Below are 16,599 nucleotides of genomic sequence, written 5' to 3' on the forward strand. Positions count from 1 at the left end.
CGTGCGGGCGTGTCCAGCGGAGCAACGAACAATATGAACGACTCTTACCTGAACTTCGTCAATTCGCCGTTCGGCGCGCGCGTTGCGCGTTCTCTGGGTCTTCCGAAGCCCGAGGTGCTGCGCCGCTATCGCGCCGACGAGCCCGAGTTCGGCGGCTTGGTCGCGATTGGCGCCGGGCGCGAGCCGCATCTGCTCGATTCGCTTGCGGACCTGGTGGCGAGCATCGGCGTGACGAGCGTCGCGCATGAAAGCGCCGGATTGTGGATGCCCCTCGCACATCGTCACGGTCTGCTGACGGGGCGCTTCGAACCCGCGGAGTCGGGCTCGGCCGCGCGCGTCGGCGCATTGATCTTCGACGCGAGCGGTATCGACGACAGCACTCAGATGGAACCGCTGCACGCGTTCTTTCACGACACGCTGCGCTCGCTTGGGAAATGCGGGCGTATCGTCGTGTTGGGACGGCCGCCCGAAGCATGCGCGAGTCCGCGTCAATGGACTGCGCAGCGTGCGCTGGAAGGACTCGCGCGTTCGCTTGGCAAGGAAGCGCGGCGCGGCATCACGGCGAATCTGGTCTATGTCGGCGAAGGCGCCGAGCATGAAATGGAAGCCACGCTGCGCTTCTTTCTGTCACCGCGTTCGGCGTATGTGTCGGGCCAGGTGGTGCGGATCGCCGCAGACGGTCTGCATGGCGTCGTGAATCGCGTTGCCGTAACCCATGAGGGCGGTAACGCCGCATCGCCGTTCGACTGGAACCTGCCGCTCGCGAACCGGCGCGCGGTCGTGACCGGCGCCGCGCGCGGCATCGGCGCGTCGATTGCAAGCGTGCTCGCGGCGCAGGGCGCGCACGTGATCGGCATCGACATTCCGTCCGCGCGCGACGCGCTCGAAGCCACCATGCGCCAGTTGAACGGCACCGCTCTCGCCTTCGACATTGCCGCGCCTGAAGCGCCCGCGCAGATCGCCGCCGCGCTCGACGATCACGGCGTGGATATCGTCGTGCACAACGCCGGCATCACGAAAGACAAAACCATCGCGAAGATGACAGGCGGCGCGTGGCAAAGCGTGATCGACATCAATCTGTGCGCGCAGGAGCGCATCGACGACGCGCTGCTCGCGGCAGGCATTTTGCGCGACGGCGGGCGGATCGTCGGCGTGTCGTCGATCAGCGGGATCGCGGGCAATCCCGGCCAGACTAATTACGCGACGTCGAAAGCCGGCGTGATTGGCCGCGTGCAAAGCATGGCGCCGCTGCTGCGCCCGCGCGGCATCACGATCAACGCAGTCGCGCCGGGTTTCATCGAAACGCAGATGACCGCGAAGATGCCGCTGACCCTTCGCGAGGCAGGCCGCCGGATGAATTCGCTCGGCCAGGGCGGCCTGCCGGTCGACGTCGCCCAGACCATCGCGTGGCTCGCGCATCCAGGATCGGCCGGCATCAGCGGCCAGGTCGTGCGCGTGTGCGGACAAAGCCTGATCGGAGCATAAGCATGGATGAACCCGGGGATCCGTTTGGCGGGAATCATGCATCGCAGCTCGCGCCGCACAACGCGGTGCGACCCAGAACTGTCGTCGTCGAAACCTTGCCGACGCCGGCGAAGCTCTATGCGCGAGCTTTGTCGGGCATCGTCAAACGCGCACGCCCGACGCAGTTGCCCGCATTGCGCCTCGTGCGCCCCGCTGTCGCGCTCGACCCCGGGCCCGCGTGGCGTTATGCACGCGTGTGTGGATTCATCCCGGAACATGGCGTGCCTCTCACGTATCCGCATCTGCTCGCGTTCCCCTTGCATCTGCTGATGCTGACCGACCCGGCGTTCCCGTGGCCCGCGGTCGGCCTGCTGCATCTGGCCAATCATGTGCGTCTGCGCCGGCCGCTCGCGTACAAGGACCTGCTGCGCGTGGAGGTCGAATTCGGCGCGCTGCTGCGCCACGACAAGGGCCAGGCGTTTTTGCTGCATACCCGCATTTACCGGCGCGGCGAAGCGGTGTGGGACGGCGACAGCGTTTATCTGAAGCGCGGCGTGCCCGCGAGCGGCGCGCAACTCGAACCGCTTCAGGTCGATTCGGCAGCGCTGCAACGCATCGCGCGCTGGCAGCTTGCCTCGCAACTCGGCCGCGATTACGCGAGCGTGTCGGGCGACTACAACCCGATCCATCTGAGCGCGCTCTCTGCAAAAGCATTCGGTTTCCCGCGCGCGATCGCACACGGCATGTGGACGCTCGCGCGCGCGGCATCGTCCTTGCAGCCGCCCAAGCCGCTGGCCGAAGCGACGCTCAGTGCCGAATTCAAGCTGCCGATGCTGCTACCCGGCGAAGCGTCGTTGTGGAGCGCGTCGTCTTCGTTGATCGAACGCGATATCGAGGTGCGCGACATCGCCGGAGAAAAGCCGCATTTGCGCGGCCGCATGCAATGGAGATTGCAATGAAGCGCGCGCCGTCTGCCCGATAACGGCGCACTCGTTCCACCGACCATGAAACATACGCAACCAGAAGGAGCCAGGCATGTCCCACCCGCTGCCACCCGTGCGCCGCGTCGCGATAATCGGCGGTAACCGGATTCCGTTCGCACGCTCGAACACCGCGTATGCGAGCGCGTCGAATCAGGACATGCTGACCTTCACGCTGCAAGGACTGATCGACCGCTATGGCCTGCACGGCGAACGTCTCGGCGAAGTTGCGGCGGGCGCCGTCATCAAGCATTCGCGCGACTTCAATCTGACGCGCGAATCTGTGCTGTCCACCACACTGGCGAAGGAAACGCCCGCGTACGATGTTCAACAGGCCTGCGGTACGGGGCTCGAAGCCGCCATACTCGTCGCCAACAAGATTGCGTTGGGTCAGATCGAAGTGGGTATCGCGGGCGGCGTCGATACGACATCGGATGCGCCCATCGGCGTCAACGAAAAGATGCGCAAGATTCTGCTCGAAGCGAATCGCGGCAGGAGTACGGGCGAGCGAGTGGGCGCGCTCGCGAAGCTGCGGCCCGCCATGTTTTTCAAGCCGCTCCTGCCGCGCAACGGCGAACCGCGCACCGGCCTTTCGATGGGCGAGCACTGCGAACTGATGGCCAAGCGCTGGAACATCTCGCGCGAAGCGCAGGACGTGCTGGCTTACGAGAGTCACCGCAAGCTGGCCGAAGCTTACGCGCGCGGTTTCGTCAACGATCTGATGACGCCGTATCGCGGCCTCGCGCGCGACAACAATCTGCGCTCGGACCTCACCCTCGACAAGCTCGCCGCGCTCTCGCCCGCCTTCGATCGCGACGCGGGCACGCTGACCGCGGGCAATTCGACACCGCTCACCGACGGCGCCTCGGCCGTACTGCTTGCAAGCGAGGAATGGGCCGCGCGCCACGGGTTGCCGGTGCTCGCCTATCTGAGCTGGTCGGAAACCGCAGCAGTCGACTTCTTCGACAAGAAAGAAGGCCTTTTGATGGCGCCCGCCTACGCGGTGCCGCGCATGCTCGCGCGAGCCGGACTCACGTTGCAGGACTTCGATTTCTACGAGATCCACGAAGCGTTCGCGGCGCAGGTGCTGTGCACGCTCGCGGCGTGGCAGGATGACGAATACTGCCGCACGCAGCTTGGCCTCGACGGGCCGCTCGGTTCGATCGACAGCGCGAAGCTCAACGTGAACGGCGGCTCCCTCGCAACCGGGCATCCGTTCGCGGCGACGGGCGGGCGCATCGTTGCGGGTCTGGCGAAAATGCTCGCTCAACTCGACAAGCCGGCGGGAACGGCGCGAGGACTGATTTCGATCTGCGCGGCGGGCGGCCAGGGCGTGGTGGCGATAATCGAGCGCTGAGATTCATGGTGGCCGTAGCAAATGCAGCAACATGCTGGACCGCTTCAACCAGCACACAAACCATTGAAGCCAAGGCTTCAGGAGACGACCGATGACCCAGCCCACTCAAGCCTCGCTCTCGCCCGCCGCTGCGAATCAGGCAACCGGGCCCGCTCACGCAGATGCGGCGGCAACGCCTCATGCAATGCAAGACGCAACGGGGCACACTAACCACGCCCCCAACACCGACGGCATCTGGTACGCGTCGTATCCCGCCGACGTGCCGCATGAGATCGACGTCGGCAAATACGAATCTGTCGTGCATTTCTTCGACGAATGCATTGCGCAATTCCGTGAGCGCGTTGCGTACGTCAGCGTCGGCGCGAGCATGACCTATGGCGAACTCGGCCGCAAGGCGACCGCCTTCGCCGCGTATCTGCAAAGCATCGGCGTGAAGCCGGGCGAGCGCGTCGCGATCATGCTGCCCAATACGTTTCAATACCCGGTGTCGCTGTTCGGCGTACTGAAAGCCGGCGCGGTGGTGGTCAACGTCAATCCGCTTTACACCGTGCGCGAACTCGCGCATCAGTTGAAGGACAGCGGCGCGCAGACCATCATCGTTTTCGAGAACTTTGCGAAGACGGTGCAAGACGCGTTGCCGGGCACCAAAGTGCAGAACGTGATCGTGACAGGACTCGGCGACCTTCTCGCCGACGGCCTGAATCTGAAGGGACGTGTGCTCAATTTCATGCTGCGCCACGTGAAGAAGATGGTGCCCGCGTACAGTCTGCCGAACGCCGTTCCGTTGCTGAAGGCGCTTGCCAATGGTTATACGCGGCCGCTCACGCCTGTTCGGCCGACGCATCACGATATCGCGTTTCTTCAGTACACCGGCGGAACGACCGGCGTCGCGAAGGGCGCGATGCTCACGCACCGGAACATCATCGCCAATCTGCTGCAGGCAAAGGCGTGGGCCGAAGGTCAATTGAGCGGCGAAGTGGAAACGGTGCTTACACCGCTACCGCTCTATCACATCTATTCGCTGACGGTGAACGCGCTGATTTTCATGGGTCTCGGCGGACGCAACATTCTGATCGCGAATCCGCGCGACATGAAGCGCGTAATGATGATCATCCGTCACGAGAAATTCACCGGCATGACCGCGGTTAACACGCTCTACAACGCGTTTCTCGAGAACGAGGAATTCTGCAAGCGCGATTTCTCCGACCTGAAACTGGCAATGGCGGGCGGCATGGCAACGCAGCGCTCGGTAGCCGAGCGCTTCAAGGCCGTCACGGGCAAGCCAATTATCGAAGGCTACGGCTTGACCGAATGCTCGCCCATCGTGTCGATGAACCCCGTCGACATCTCGAACCTGCGCGACTTCGAAGGCTCGATCGGCCTGCCCGCGCCCTCCACGCAAGTCCGCTTCCGCAAAGACGACGGCAGCTGGGCCAACATCGGCGAAGCGGGCGAATTGTGCGTGAAGGGGCCGCAGGTCATGAAAGGCTACTGGAACCGGCCGGAAGAAACGGCGAAGGTGATCGACGACGAAGGTTGGCTTGCGACCGGCGACATCGGCGTGATGGATTCGCGCGGCTTCATCCGGCTGATCGACCGCAAGAAAGACATGATTCTGGTCTCGGGCTTCAACGTCTATCCGAACGAGATCGAAGATGTCATCGCGGCGCACCCGGACGTGCGCGAGGTGGCTGCAATCGGTGTGCCCGATGACGCCCAGGGCGAACGCGTGAAAGTGTTCATCGTGAAGCGCAATCCGTCGCTGACCGCCGAGCAGGTGATCGCACATTGCCGCAAGAATCTGACGGGCTACAAGGTGCCGAAAGTGGTCGAGTTTCGCGACGAGCTGCCGCAAACCAACGTCGGCAAGATTCTGCGCCGTGCACTGCGCGACGAGGAACTCGCGAAGCAAAAGACTGCCTGAGAGGCAAGGCGCTTGCATGATGTCTTGCGCCACCCTTTCGGAGAGTTCGATGACGCACCGCCTGTTCGCACGTCAGCGCATTGCCCGTTTCGTGCGGCCCGACGCTCACGTTATCGCCGGCGGCACCACGCCGGCGCTCGCAGCGTCTCACAGCGCATCGCACCGGTCCGGTTTCCGCAGGCTGCTGCTGGGCGCGTTGATGGCCGGCGCAGCGAGCACCGCGACAGTGCCCGCGTTCGCGCAAAACGACGACAAGCCGCCGCCGCTCGAAGCCGCGAGCGCTGTCAAGGCGCCATCCACGCCTGCGTCGCAGGTCGGCAAGCTGACGCTCGATCAGCAGGTCAAATGGCTGCGCGCCGCGCAACAAAGCGGCGCACTCGAAGCGCTCGGCGACGCGCAGCTTGTCGCGCTCTTCAAGTCGCTCGATCCGCTCGCGCTGCCGCGCTATATCAAGGAAGGGCCGAACGGCTACGCGTCGTATGAAATGACGATGTCGCGTTCGGAACGCATTCGCGGCCAGTGGCCCGACAAGCCGGACCATATGCTCGTGCGGGTCGCGCACGACCCGCTTCGCATCTACGCGAAGTGGCTGCCCGACGGTGCGCACGCCGGCCAGGAAATCCTCTACGACGAGACCAAACGCGCGGACGAAATGTACGGACATCTGGGCGGCATCATGAACGTGATGCCGTTATGGACGTCGTTGAACGGCGCCCTCGCCCGCTCGCAATCGAATCACGACGTGCGCGATCTCGGGACCGAATACATTGCAGAGCAATACCTGGCCGAGGGCAAAAAATTTATCGAAGCCGGCTTGCCTCGCTCGACGCAGATCGAAGTGAAGACGATCGACGGTGTGCGTGTAGTCGCGTTCACGTTCGAGACGCCCACCGGCCAGCCGCAGTTCTACGCAAAGCGGGAAACGCTCGGGCTCGATTTGCGGCATCCGTATTTCCGCACTGTCGAGTCTTATGACAACGACGGCCGCATCTTCGAGAAGATCGTGTTCGAAACGATCACGCCGAAAACTTTCGACGATTCCACTTTCGATCCTAAGAACAAGGCTTATAAGTTCTAGCGCGGCGCAAAGACAAAGCTGACGTGCGCGAACGGCGTGCCTTGCTCGCCGCTCCGTTCGTGGCCGTGCGCGATGCGATGCGTTGCATGCGTGGCGAGTTCTTTGAGCACGAAATAGTCTGATGCGCGCGTTACGCCGATTAGCCACGGCGTCGGCTGCTCGCTAGTGGACGCCCGAAGCATCGGTGCAAGCGCCGTATGCCATAACACGCCGATGTCGTCGCCGGTTTCGAATACCGGCAACTTCATCGCCGCCGCGTAGCGGGCAAACTCAGCGCTGAACGTGAGCGTGGAATCGGCGATCGCCAACGTGTCGCGACGCGCGGCGGCGTGCGCGAGCCATGGCCACGCAGAACCTGCCGTGGTGGAAAGCCATGCGCTCGTCATCATGAAGGTGCGCCGGTCCATGTGCTGGTCCGCCTCCTGGTTTGGTCAGCGAGCGCAATGCTCGCCGGACAGTTGCGCCATGCCCGACCGACGTCGTCTGACGCTATGTATAGCCGCGCCGATCGCGCCACGCCGCAGGCCAGATGCCCTGCTTGCCCGGCGCGAGAACGCCGTTCGGGTCGAGCGCGTCCTTGATCGTTTCCGACAGTCGCAGCAATGCGCCGTCGTTGAAGTTGTACTGAGCGGCCGCGAAATCCATATACGCGAGGTGCGTGCGATATTGGCCGTAGCCGGCCGCGCGCGCATCGCTCATCAACGAGCGCAACAAGGCGCCCGCCTGCTCGACCTGGTTCGTATCGTCGCGATCGAAAATCGCCGCAAAGATGTGATGCAGATGACGCACGCCCGCTGTAAAGCCGCCGTAGTAGTCGAAACCGTACTCGGCCGCGCGGGCCTTCACCATCGAGTATTGGCGCAGCGCGTCGCGTCCGGTTGCCGGACACACCGGCGCAAAGTCCACATGCGCGCCCGCGCCGCCGCGCCAGTCGAGCATGCGAAACGCGCTCATTGCGGGAATGCCGGCGAGATTACGGTCACCGCCGGCGGTGGGCTGCGCGTCGCCCGCATAACGCTTCGCCAGGAACCGCGCGTGAGGCACACGCGCGAACGCGCGCTGCACGATTGCGTAGTGTGCATCGACCACCTCGGGCGTGCCGTACAGCGCAAAATGCAGATTCCAGCGGCCGACATCGAGCTTGTCGAGCATCGCGGCAATCGCGCTTTCGGGCATTGCGCCGGGCCCGTCGTACCATTGCGCGCGCGCCGACAATCCTGCCGCGCGCCGCAAGCCGCCCTCGATCACCGCGTGATTGCGGATAGTTTCATCGAGCCGCAACGGCCGCAATATGTCGACGATGGGCTCCAGATCCGCTTCATCGCGGAACTGGATTTCGCCGAGCAGATACGCGGGCGGCGCGGGCATCAGCCAGACGCCGAGCTTCGTCACGATGCCGTAGTTCGACTGCATGAACATAGCGTCGAACGAAGGTCCGTAACCGGGCTGGTAAAGCTGCCATGCGGTGCTGGTGTCGATTGCGCCCATGCCCGTTCGCAACATGTCGCCGTTTGCCAGCACCACCTCCATTCCGCATTGCGTCGCCGCATGATCGCCGTACGGCGTGTAGCCGAAGCCGCGTTCGAGCGTGTTGCCCACCACGCTGCCCCAGCCGGCAGCCGGCGGATCGACCCATAGCCTGTAGCCCTTATCGCGCAGGTGCGCATGAAGATCGAAGTAGCTCACGCCCGGCTCGACGAGCGCATAGGCGAGTGTCTCGTTCACTTCGACGATGCGGTTCATCCGCTGCAGATCGAGCACGACCGAACCGGTAAGACGCGGCGCCGCGCCGCCGTATGCAAAATTGCGCCCGGTGGAGACGGTCCACAACGGAATGCGATATTGATTCGCCACGCGCAGCACCGCGCGGATTTCATCGACAGATGCGGGCAAGAGCGCGGCGCTCGCCGCGAACGCTTCGCGCTCTCCCGGCGCGAAGGGATCGAGATAGGCGGAGAGTCCGGCCGCCGAATCCACGACATGCGGCTCGCCGACAATCGAGCGCCAGGCGGCGAGCGCCCGGTCGAACTGCGCGGCGGAAACTCCCGGCGGCAAGTGGCGGATCAAGGGTTCTCCTTCAGCGGGGAAGGCTTGCGTGGTGTTCGCCCAGCAACAGCCGCTCTATTGTCACGCTACTGCCACGCTTCGGGCTTGCCACCGAGCGCACTGCAGACGTCGACGGCAATCGAGCGTAGCTTGCCTTCCGCGATCGGCCCTGACAACGCATAACCCATGCCGTCGCTGATCCAGTAGAACGTGCGCCGGTTGCCGTCGCGTAGCAGGCGGAACGCGGTCTCGTCGCGCGCAGTGCCGGTCACATACAGCGTGAGCCGCGCGCCGGCGCGGTTCTCGTACATGAATTGCGCGGCCGGCCCCGCTTCGCCGGGCAACAGACGGCCGCCTACGAGCGAATAGCCGTATTCCTGCAGCGACGGCACGGAAAGCGACCGGTTCAGACGCTTGGAAAGCCAGCTGATCAAATGCTCTTCTTCGCTCGCCGCGACTTCCACCGGATGACGCCGCTCAGGCGTATAAACCGCATACGCTACGTCGGCGCGTTCGGCGAAGCTCGGCGCCTGCGCACCGAGACCGTTCCACGCGCCGCCGGTCAGGCGCGGCGCGAGCGGCCCCAACGCCAGCGTGAGCCCGGCGCCCGCCGCGAGCCAGCACGCGGCGATCCCCGCACGCCGCCACCACGGCGTGCGCGGACGCAGGACGATGACGGTGGGCTCATCGGCGTCGTCGGTTCTGCGCGCCGTCTCGGCAGCCTGGCCGCCCGGCGCGCGACGCGCGTCGTCCTGCGGCGCGCCGCACAACACCTGCAGTGCTGCTTTTTGCGCCCGCCATGCGGCGACGCGCGCAGCGGCTTGCGGATGCGCGGCGAGCAGCGTTGCGATGCGTTCGCGTTCCGCATCCGACATTTCACCGTCGACAAACGCCGATAGCGCTTGCAGGTCTACCCCGTCGGGCAAGCTGGAATCGTGGTCGTCATTCATCGCGGGTTTCTCACTACTTTCAGCGGCGGCTTACGCGCCGGCTCCTGAGCGGGTCCTTCCAGCAACCCGCGCAGATGTTCGCGTGCGCGCGACAGTCGCGACATCACCGTGCCGACCGGCACGCCGAGCGCCTTCGACGTCTCCTGATAACTGAGCTCTTCGACGCAGACGAGCAACAGCACCTCGCGCTGCTCGATCGGCAGACAATACAGCGCACGCTGCAAATCGCGCAGCACGAGACCGTCGACCTCGCGTTGCGGCGCTTCGAGGTTGCGCCAGGGCGCGCTTTCTTCATCGACGGCAATCTCGCGGCGGCCGCGCAACTGATCGATATAAAGATGCCGCAGAATGGTGAGCAGCCACGCACGCAGATTGCTGTTCGGCCGGAACGCCGCCCAGCGCGCAAGCGCGCGCTCCGCCGTGTCCTGAACCAGGTCGTCGGCCCATGCGCGGTCCCCCGTCAGCGCGCGCGCGTAGCGGCGCAGCTGCGGGAGCCACGAGATCACTTCTGCTTCAAAGCTCACGCGGCGTGTGGCTCTCAGTAGCCGCCGCCGCTACTATTGCCGCCGCTGGAGCTGGACGCGCTATTGTCGGCGGTGGAGGAGCAGGCGCTGGTCGCGAGCGACGCCACTGCGAGTGCGAATATCATCGCGACGATGCTGAGAGTTGCTTTCATACGAGTCTCCTTTGTCGACCGGAGTTAGCGCTTCAGCGCTTAGTCCGGTCCCATGCAAAGCGGTCGACCGGAGTTAGCGCTTTAGCGCTTAGTCCGGTCCCATGCAAAGCGGTCGACCGGACTTGGCGCTTCAGCGCTTAGTCCGGTCCCATGCAAAGCGGTCGACCGGAGTTAGCGCTTCAGCGCTTAGTCCGGTCCCATGTGAAGCTAACGACCGAAGTTAGCGCTTCAGCGTTTACTTCAGCCCCATGCAAAACTGTCTCGACCAGCGTTAGCGCTTCGGTTCCTGCTTCTCAGTGCTTAACCCTGTCCTTGACTAAACGCGTTGGGCCCGGAATTTATTCCACCGACGCGCTCGCAATGCCGGCATTTTCCGCCATCGACGGGAGCAAACGCGGGCCGTGGCCGAAGAAGCCGGCCAATGGTCGGCGGATTTCGTAACTCAACGTTACAGCCAATAGTTATCAGGTGCTTATGTGAGCGCAAGCCGTTATAGTGGACGCAGTTCGCCCGTCGACGCGTTCTGCCCCCACACAGGGTAGAATCGCGGCGAACAACCGTCTTTCTAACCTGAATTGTCCATGGCTTCCGCAGAATCGCATCCGCAAAACGACTTCATGAACGCTGCGCGCAAAGAACGAAAGCGCGTTGAGATTTACCTTGTCAATGGCATCCGCCTGACAGGGTGCATCGAGTCGTTCGATCAGTATCTGGTGATGCTGCGCACGCCCGTCGGCTTGCAAGGCATCTACAAGCGCGCCATCTCGACGATCCAGCTCGATACCGGAACCCGTCCGGCTCCGCGCGCGGGCCGTCCGTCGCATGGCGAGCACACCACGCGCGGCCCGCACGGCTCGCGGGAGCCGCGCGAGCATCGGGAACCGCGTGAACCGCGCGAATCGTATGGTGCGCCGTCATCCGACCGCCCTGCGCCAGAGCGCGGCAGCGCGTCAGACGCGCCCGTAGTGGTGACACGCCGCCGACGCCTGTTCGGCACAGGCGGCGACGGCGGCAACCACGGCAATCATGGCGGCGGCGGTCACGCGTAAGCGTCGACCGGCCCGCGGAGCGGCGACGGTCACTTCGCGAGAGGACCGAGCCGCTGCAGAATTTTTTCTACCCTCGCCACCTGCTGGTCCGTCAGCTCGAACTTGCTTTTGACCGCCAACACGCGACGCCGCCAGTAGCCGGCGTCCAACATCCGTTGCGCCGGCTGCTTTGTTGCCCAATCCAGATGTTCCAGCTCTGCCTCCACCACGTGTGAAGCGTTGAAACGCTTGGCGCGCACGGGTTTCTTGTCCATGGTGTTTGCTGCCTTGTCGTTCGCCGATCGTGTTTGCGCTCCTCCCGAGCTGAGCATTGCAGGTTTGGCGCAGGCGGTCTGATGGGCCGGTCCACGCGACCGGTCATTGTTCTATTTTTCCGCGCTGCATTCCTGCGACACTCGGAAAACGAGCGGGCAGGCTCACGTTTGAAGTTTTTATTTGTTCAGATTGGCGCGCACCCGCCGCATGTCGATCCTCGCGTGCTCTGGCAAGTGCGCACGCGCGTCCTATACCGTTCGGCCGATGTCGCCGACGCTCCCTTTGCGTTATGCTCAACCGTCGACTTCGTTCATTGGGAGCCTGTCATGACGAGCAAGAAGCACACTGCGTTGCCCGCTGCCGGAAAGCAGGCGGAACCGTCGATAGACTCGACGGATAGTCGCCTCGACGAGGCGTTGGAAGAGAGCTTTCCCGCGAGCGACCCGATCGCCGTCCACGAGCACGAGCCGCGTCGCGCATCGGAAAACGAGCAGCCGGTGACAGAAAAAAAGCGGCGCTAGCGCGCGCGGCAAGAAGGAAGGCGCATGCTACGAAGACCAGCGCAGTCCGCGCGAATGGGATTGCCGGCGCGTCGCAACGCGTCGTTTCGGCGGGCCGGGCTGCGGTAAAGCACCGCTACGCCCGGCCTTGAGATGGGCCGTTCGACCCAGTCCCGGTTAGTGCGCGGGCAAGCCGCTTTCGAGTTGGCGCTGCAGGTCGCGCACCTGGCGCTGGGCGACGCGCAGCTGCTCTTGCGCGGCAGTCTTCTGCTGAGCCAGTGCCAGTGCTTCCGCGCGCGTTTGCTGCTGCTGGTTCGCAACGATCGTCTGCTGCTGGCGGGCTACGTCAAGATCCGCTTGCAGACGGTTGGCGCGGCCCTGTGACAACGCGATCATGCGTTCGGTGAACGCCTTCTGCGCTTCGAGTTGCGTGCGGCGAATCTCTACGTTCGACAATTGCACAGTCTGGCGCACGAAATCGCGATAGATCATTTCGGCGCGCGCCGCGTCTTGCGTCTTGATCACGCGCCAGAAGTTCTTCTGCTGGAAAAGCGCCACGTAGTACGTCATTTCCTTGCCGTGGAATAGCAAGCTCGTTCCATAGCTGGCGTTGTACGTGGTGCGCAACTCGCTGAGTTCCGAGCCCTTGATCAACTGCTGCAGTTCCGCGACGTTCCCCGCGGCGGATTGCTTGACCTCGTCCGGCGTAAGCGCGGATGTTTGCACTTGCGTCTGCACTTGGGCCTGCGCTGGGAGCAAAGCGGACGCCTGCGTGGTTGTGGTGGCCGGTTCGGCAACCAACCCGGGCGTTGCGCTGTTATCGGCCTCCGGCTGAGCCTGTGCGCACGCGACTTGTGCTACCCCCAACGCCATGATCGCGGCGACGGCGATCAGTCGTAGTTTCGACTTTTGGTCCATGTCATTCCTGCTTCGATAGTTTTAATTTTAGTTCCTGATCATCTCATTATTACTCACTTTCGCGAACTTCGGGCTGTTCGTCGAAAATTTGTACCGACCGGGTGTCCTGAGTTAGGCCTTCCAGCGGAGGGTGGTCTTGTCAATTGGCGAAGATGCCGCCTCGTCTGGTTCTAGGGACGGCAGACGATAGGAGGTTGCAATCGCTGCGTCAGGAGCGGAGGTCGCCGCGCGGGGCATGCGCTTTCAACGTGTCGCAGGGTTCGGCGCAGATGCAGTCGAGCGTTTGATCCAGTCAGCGCCCTACTGTTGGAACTGACGGGCGTCTCGGGTGTGGTGACGGTCGACTCAGTCAGCTCCAGCGACTCCAGAACTCTTGAACACGTTGACGAGCCGGTTCATGACATCGCCATGCAGTTTCGGAACCCGTAATTGATAAGGATCCCGCATTAACGCGATTAACGGGCGAGGCATCGGGCCACTCGGGCTAAGTCCAATGTCGCAGAGCTGCCCTGCGTTCACACAGGCTTCGCGTGACTGCGCACAATGTCACGCCGTGCGCTTTGTTCGATACGACGCACGTTCGTCTGCATGCGGGATCTTACGCGCCGTTGAGACCTTAATCCGATCATTTCAGCCCTCGGACCGACGACACGAAGTACTACAGCATGCGACCTGTAGGTGCTACAAGCGTCCGGCAAAACACTCGTCGAAAGCACGTCGTTCAGGCCGCATATCGAAGCCATGCTCTGGTATCAGTTCAATACAGCCGCAAAGTGCCGCAGTCTGATTAGAGGTTCCACTATCAAACGACAGCCGCACTTTGACGCACACTTAACGTGTTCTGCGCTGACGACATGAAGCGGCCATACGAAGCCGCGAGCCGGGCTCGCGCCGCTGGCGTCAGGAGAACCCGAAGCATCACGCGAGATTCGCGAGTCCAAGGTCTCGTGATACGGCTTCACGCGATGCCAAAAACGCTGCGCGACCACGATCGCGCCGTCTTTTAACAAGGAGGAAGACAATGATGCAGTTCACTCAACGCGCTCGCGCGGTCGCGCTTCGCACAGCGAAACATGCAGCGTTTGCCGGTGTGCTTCTCGCCAGCGCTGTCACCGCGATGGCGCAAACGGACACTCCGGTAGGCACCTGGCAGACTATCGACGATCACACCGGCCAGCCAAAGGCACTCGTGCAGATTTCCCAGGACGGCAGTGGCACGCTAAGCGGCAAGGTAATCAAGGGTCTCGGTCCGAACGACCAGCCAGATCGCCGCTGTACTGCATGTACCGACGCGCGCAAGGACCAGCCAATTCTCGGCATGACCATCATTAGCGACATGAAAAAGGACGGTGAAGCCTGGGATCACGGGCAGATCCTCGACCCCGAAAACGGCAAGCTATACAAGTGCAAAATGCATCTGGAAGAAGGCGGCAACAAGCTCGTTGTGCGCGGATACATCGGCGTGTCGTTGCTTGGCCGATCGCAAACGTGGGTTCGTCAGCAATAGTGAATGAGCGCGGCCCGCGCTGATCAATCCAAAAGACAAAGACAAACGGCCGACGATATTATCGTGCGGCCGTTTTTACGTGATCTCGCGTAATTGAAGTCGTCATGCAGCGTGTTTGAAGGGCGACGCGAAAGCAAACGGGGAAGACAGCAAGGGCTTGGCCGGTGCCGGCTTTTGCAACGTGGGCGACGTATGCGCCGTGGGCGCTGCCGGCACCGGCGCCTTTTCTACTGCGACCACGCTTTTCTGTTCCGCGCTCAGGTGCGTGCGCATGCGCGCCTCCATCATTGCGCAAAGTTCTTCACTCGCTGTGCCGAACAACTGCTCCATGACGCGCTTTAATACGCCTGATTCGTACCAGGCCTTGAAGCGGCGATGACAGGTTTGATAAGACGGGTATTTGCGCGGCATGGCAGACCAGGTAGCGCCGCTATACATTACCCACAACACGCCGTTCAGAACAGAACGTGTATTGGCAAGCGGGCGTCCGCGTAGTTCAGAGCGCGGGCGCAGTTCGGGCAGCAACGGCGCAATGCGTTGCCACTCTTCGTCGTTCATATCGCGGTAGGGGTTCATGGTTTCTCCTTTGTCAGATACTCGACAAAGATAGCCAGTCGCCCAAACACGGAACATCAGAGCAATCCGAATCCTGAAAATACGCCTTTCGACCTAGTCCGCTAGGCCGAAGCGGCGTGAGCTATCGCAAAAGGAGCGCCCGCGGGTATCCCGAAACAGCCCGGGCCCTGCTCAGGTCAGCGACGTATCGACGATCCGGCGCGGTGCATCAAGATACTCTTTGCTCTGCATTTCGACGATCCGGGAGACCGTGCGAGTGAATTCGTTAGCCATGGGGCCATCGACGTAAAGTTCCTCGGGCGGCACCGCAGCCGACATCAGCAGCTTCACCTTGTGGTCGTAGAACACGTCGATCAGCCACGTGAAGCGGCGCGCCTCCGACGCCATGCGCGCCGACATCTGCGGCACCGCTGACAGAATCACCGCGTGGAAACGGCTCGCCAGTTCAAGGTAGTCGTTCTGCGAACGGGGACCGCCGCATAACGTCGCAAAATCGAACCAGACAACGCCGTCGGCCTTGCGCAGCGCCTTCAACTCGCGCTTTTCGATATGCAGGATCGGGCTTTCGTCAGGGACCGCGGCGAGGCGCGCGAACGCGTCGCGCAACGCCTTGTCGGCGGCCGCGCCGAGCGGCGTGTGATACACCTCCACCTGAGCGAGGGTGCGTTGCCGGTAGTCGATGCCTGCATCGACGTTGATCACGTCGAGCTTCTCCTTGATAAGCTCGATGGCCGGCAGCATGCGGTCCCGGTGCAGGCCGTCAGGGTACAGCGTGTCGGGGTCGTAGTTGGACGTCATCACGAACTGCACGCCGTTTTCAAAGAGCTTGTCGAGCAGGCGGTACAGGATCATCGCATCGGCAATGTCCGACACGTGAAATTCATCGAAGCAGATCAGCCGGTAGCGCTTCGCAACGCGTCGTGCGAGTTCGTCGAGCGGATCGGCCTGGCCTTTCAGTTCTTCCAGTTCGCGATGCACTTCGCGCATAAATTCGTGGAAATGCAGCCGCGTTTTGCGCTGCACCGGCACGATCATGTAGAAGCTGTCCATCAGGAAGCTTTTGCCGCGCCCTACTCCGCCCCACATGTACACGCCGCGCGGCGGGTCCGGGCGGTTGATGAGCTTCTTCAACGCATTCGAGCGGCGCGACTTGTACTCGACCCACTCTTCGTAGCACCGCTGCAGACGGTCGACCGCCGCGCGTTGCGCCGGGTCGGATTGGTAGCCCCGCGTCTGCAGTTCTTTTTCGTAGTATTCGGTGACGTTCATTGTGTTGCTGCGAAAAGAAAGGCGGGAGGGAGTGAACCCGCCCGCCTTTG

Annotated in this window: 17 protein-coding genes; 8 read left to right on the forward strand and 9 right to left on the reverse strand. The window is 62.9% G+C overall.

Annotation, left to right across the window (positions count from 1 at the left end; all coding sequences use genetic code 11):
* The first annotated feature begins 33 nt into the window (after window positions 1-33).
* From J2W46_RS25070 to J2W46_RS25090, 5 genes are all read left to right on the forward strand, one after another.
* Window positions 34-1,485 (forward strand): 3-oxoacyl-ACP reductase, encoded by a 1,452-nt coding sequence (locus J2W46_RS25070; protein WP_310357148.1) that lies wholly within the window; start codon window positions 34-36, stop codon window positions 1,483-1,485.
* Between the two features lie 2 nt (window positions 1,486-1,487).
* Window positions 1,488-2,423, forward strand: a complete 936-nt coding sequence (locus tag J2W46_RS25075; RefSeq protein WP_088175185.1) for a MaoC/PaaZ C-terminal domain-containing protein — start codon at window positions 1,488-1,490, stop codon at window positions 2,421-2,423.
* A gap of 76 nt (window positions 2,424-2,499) precedes the next feature.
* Window positions 2,500-3,801: an acetyl-CoA C-acetyltransferase gene (locus tag J2W46_RS25080; protein ID WP_310357152.1), complete on the forward strand. Its 1,302-nt coding sequence runs from the start codon at window positions 2,500-2,502 to the stop codon at window positions 3,799-3,801.
* Between the two features lie 91 nt (window positions 3,802-3,892).
* Entirely contained in the window at window positions 3,893-5,725 is a 1,833-nt protein-coding gene (locus J2W46_RS25085) for an AMP-binding protein (RefSeq protein WP_310357154.1), read from the forward strand.
* 49 nt (window positions 5,726-5,774) lie between these two features.
* Entirely contained in the window at window positions 5,775-6,803 is a 1,029-nt protein-coding gene (locus tag J2W46_RS25090) for a DUF1571 domain-containing protein (RefSeq protein ID WP_310357156.1), read from the forward strand.
* On the opposite strand, the gene J2W46_RS25095 is transcribed toward J2W46_RS25090, so the two are convergent.
* The 5 genes from J2W46_RS25095 to J2W46_RS25115 all read right to left on the reverse strand — a co-directional run bounded on the left by J2W46_RS25095 (window position 6,800) and on the right by J2W46_RS25115 (window position 10,475).
* Window positions 6,800-7,210 carry a hypothetical protein gene (locus J2W46_RS25095; protein ID WP_310357158.1) on the reverse strand — a complete coding sequence of 137 codons (411 nt, stop codon included), beginning with the start codon at window positions 7,208-7,210 and terminating at the stop codon, window positions 6,800-6,802. The genes J2W46_RS25090 and J2W46_RS25095 overlap by 4 nt on opposite strands.
* An 82-nt stretch (window positions 7,211-7,292) precedes the next feature.
* A complete protein-coding gene (locus J2W46_RS25100; protein WP_310357160.1) occupies window positions 7,293-8,870 on the reverse strand; it encodes an FAD-dependent oxidoreductase in 1,578 nt (525 codons plus the stop codon).
* A gap of 65 nt (window positions 8,871-8,935) precedes the next feature.
* Window positions 8,936-9,799, reverse strand: a complete 864-nt coding sequence (locus J2W46_RS25105) for an anti-sigma factor (RefSeq protein ID WP_310357162.1) — start codon at window positions 9,797-9,799, stop codon at window positions 8,936-8,938.
* Window positions 9,796-10,323: a sigma-70 family RNA polymerase sigma factor gene (locus J2W46_RS25110; protein WP_020070135.1), complete on the reverse strand. Its 528-nt coding sequence runs from the start codon at window positions 10,321-10,323 to the stop codon at window positions 9,796-9,798. Before J2W46_RS25110 ends, J2W46_RS25105 begins: the two co-directional genes overlap by 4 nt.
* 14 nt (window positions 10,324-10,337) lie before the next feature.
* Entirely contained in the window at window positions 10,338-10,475 is a 138-nt protein-coding gene (locus J2W46_RS25115) for a hypothetical protein (RefSeq protein ID WP_179214194.1), read from the reverse strand.
* Between the two features lie 581 nt (window positions 10,476-11,056).
* Here J2W46_RS25115 and hfq point away from each other — a divergent pair.
* Window positions 11,057-11,524: an RNA chaperone Hfq gene (hfq, locus tag J2W46_RS25120; protein ID WP_020070133.1), complete on the forward strand. Its 468-nt coding sequence runs from the start codon at window positions 11,057-11,059 to the stop codon at window positions 11,522-11,524.
* A gap of 29 nt (window positions 11,525-11,553) precedes the next feature.
* On the opposite strand, the gene J2W46_RS25125 is transcribed toward hfq, so the two are convergent.
* Entirely contained in the window at window positions 11,554-11,778 is a 225-nt protein-coding gene (locus J2W46_RS25125; RefSeq protein WP_020070132.1) for a hypothetical protein, read from the reverse strand.
* A gap of 327 nt (window positions 11,779-12,105) precedes the next feature.
* On the opposite strand from J2W46_RS25125, the gene J2W46_RS25130 reads away from it, so the two are divergent.
* Window positions 12,106-12,300, forward strand: a complete 195-nt coding sequence (locus tag J2W46_RS25130) for a hypothetical protein (protein WP_027804963.1) — start codon at window positions 12,106-12,108, stop codon at window positions 12,298-12,300.
* A gap of 156 nt (window positions 12,301-12,456) precedes the next feature.
* Here the strand turns inward: J2W46_RS25130 and J2W46_RS25135 are convergent, their stop codons facing one another.
* Entirely contained in the window at window positions 12,457-13,197 is a 741-nt protein-coding gene (locus J2W46_RS25135; RefSeq protein WP_310357167.1) for a DUF2968 domain-containing protein, read from the reverse strand.
* Between the two features lie 1,021 nt (window positions 13,198-14,218).
* Between J2W46_RS25135 and J2W46_RS25140 the strand changes: the two genes are divergently transcribed.
* A complete protein-coding gene (locus J2W46_RS25140) occupies window positions 14,219-14,704 on the forward strand; it encodes a DUF2147 domain-containing protein (RefSeq protein ID WP_087753234.1) in 486 nt (161 codons plus the stop codon).
* A 102-nt stretch (window positions 14,705-14,806) separates the two neighbouring features.
* Here the strand turns inward: J2W46_RS25140 and J2W46_RS25145 are convergent, their stop codons facing one another.
* Together J2W46_RS25145 and zapE are read right to left on the reverse strand one after the other, a co-directional pair.
* Window positions 14,807-15,280, reverse strand: a complete 474-nt coding sequence (locus J2W46_RS25145; protein WP_020070128.1) for a transposase — start codon at window positions 15,278-15,280, stop codon at window positions 14,807-14,809.
* 171 nt (window positions 15,281-15,451) lie between these two features.
* Window positions 15,452-16,549 (reverse strand): cell division protein ZapE, encoded by a 1,098-nt coding sequence (gene zapE, locus J2W46_RS25150; protein WP_020070127.1) that lies wholly within the window; start codon window positions 16,547-16,549, stop codon window positions 15,452-15,454.
* Between the last annotated feature and the right edge of the window lie 50 nt (window positions 16,550-16,599).

Source organism: Paraburkholderia strydomiana (genome assembly GCF_031456815.1).
GTDB classification, from domain to species: Bacteria; Pseudomonadota; Gammaproteobacteria; order Burkholderiales; family Burkholderiaceae; genus Paraburkholderia; species Paraburkholderia caledonica.

Coding starts and splice junctions, on each gene's coding strand:
- J2W46_RS25090 (WP_310357156.1), top strand. CDS start 5,775: ATGACGCACCGCCTGTTCGCACGTCAGCGCATTGCCCGTTTCGTGCGG.
- J2W46_RS25145 (WP_020070128.1), bottom strand. CDS start 15,280: ATGAACCCCTACCGCGATATGAACGACGAAGAGTGGCAACGCATTGCG.
- J2W46_RS25130 (WP_027804963.1), top strand. CDS start 12,106: ATGACGAGCAAGAAGCACACTGCGTTGCCCGCTGCCGGAAAGCAGGCG.
- J2W46_RS25115 (WP_179214194.1), bottom strand. CDS start 10,475: ATGAAAGCAACTCTCAGCATCGTCGCGATGATATTCGCACTCGCAGTG.
- zapE (WP_020070127.1), bottom strand. CDS start 16,549: ATGAACGTCACCGAATACTACGAAAAAGAACTGCAGACGCGGGGCTAC.
- J2W46_RS25070 (WP_310357148.1), top strand. CDS start 34: ATGAACGACTCTTACCTGAACTTCGTCAATTCGCCGTTCGGCGCGCGC.
- hfq (WP_020070133.1), top strand. CDS start 11,057: ATGGCTTCCGCAGAATCGCATCCGCAAAACGACTTCATGAACGCTGCG.
- J2W46_RS25105 (WP_310357162.1), bottom strand. CDS start 9,799: ATGAATGACGACCACGATTCCAGCTTGCCCGACGGGGTAGACCTGCAA.
- J2W46_RS25095 (WP_310357158.1), bottom strand. CDS start 7,210: ATGGACCGGCGCACCTTCATGATGACGAGCGCATGGCTTTCCACCACG.
- J2W46_RS25125 (WP_020070132.1), bottom strand. CDS start 11,778: ATGGACAAGAAACCCGTGCGCGCCAAGCGTTTCAACGCTTCACACGTG.
- J2W46_RS25135 (WP_310357167.1), bottom strand. CDS start 13,197: ATGGACCAAAAGTCGAAACTACGACTGATCGCCGTCGCCGCGATCATG.
- J2W46_RS25140 (WP_087753234.1), top strand. CDS start 14,219: ATGATGCAGTTCACTCAACGCGCTCGCGCGGTCGCGCTTCGCACAGCG.
- J2W46_RS25075 (WP_088175185.1), top strand. CDS start 1,488: ATGGATGAACCCGGGGATCCGTTTGGCGGGAATCATGCATCGCAGCTC.
- J2W46_RS25080 (WP_310357152.1), top strand. CDS start 2,500: ATGTCCCACCCGCTGCCACCCGTGCGCCGCGTCGCGATAATCGGCGGT.
- J2W46_RS25085 (WP_310357154.1), top strand. CDS start 3,893: ATGACCCAGCCCACTCAAGCCTCGCTCTCGCCCGCCGCTGCGAATCAG.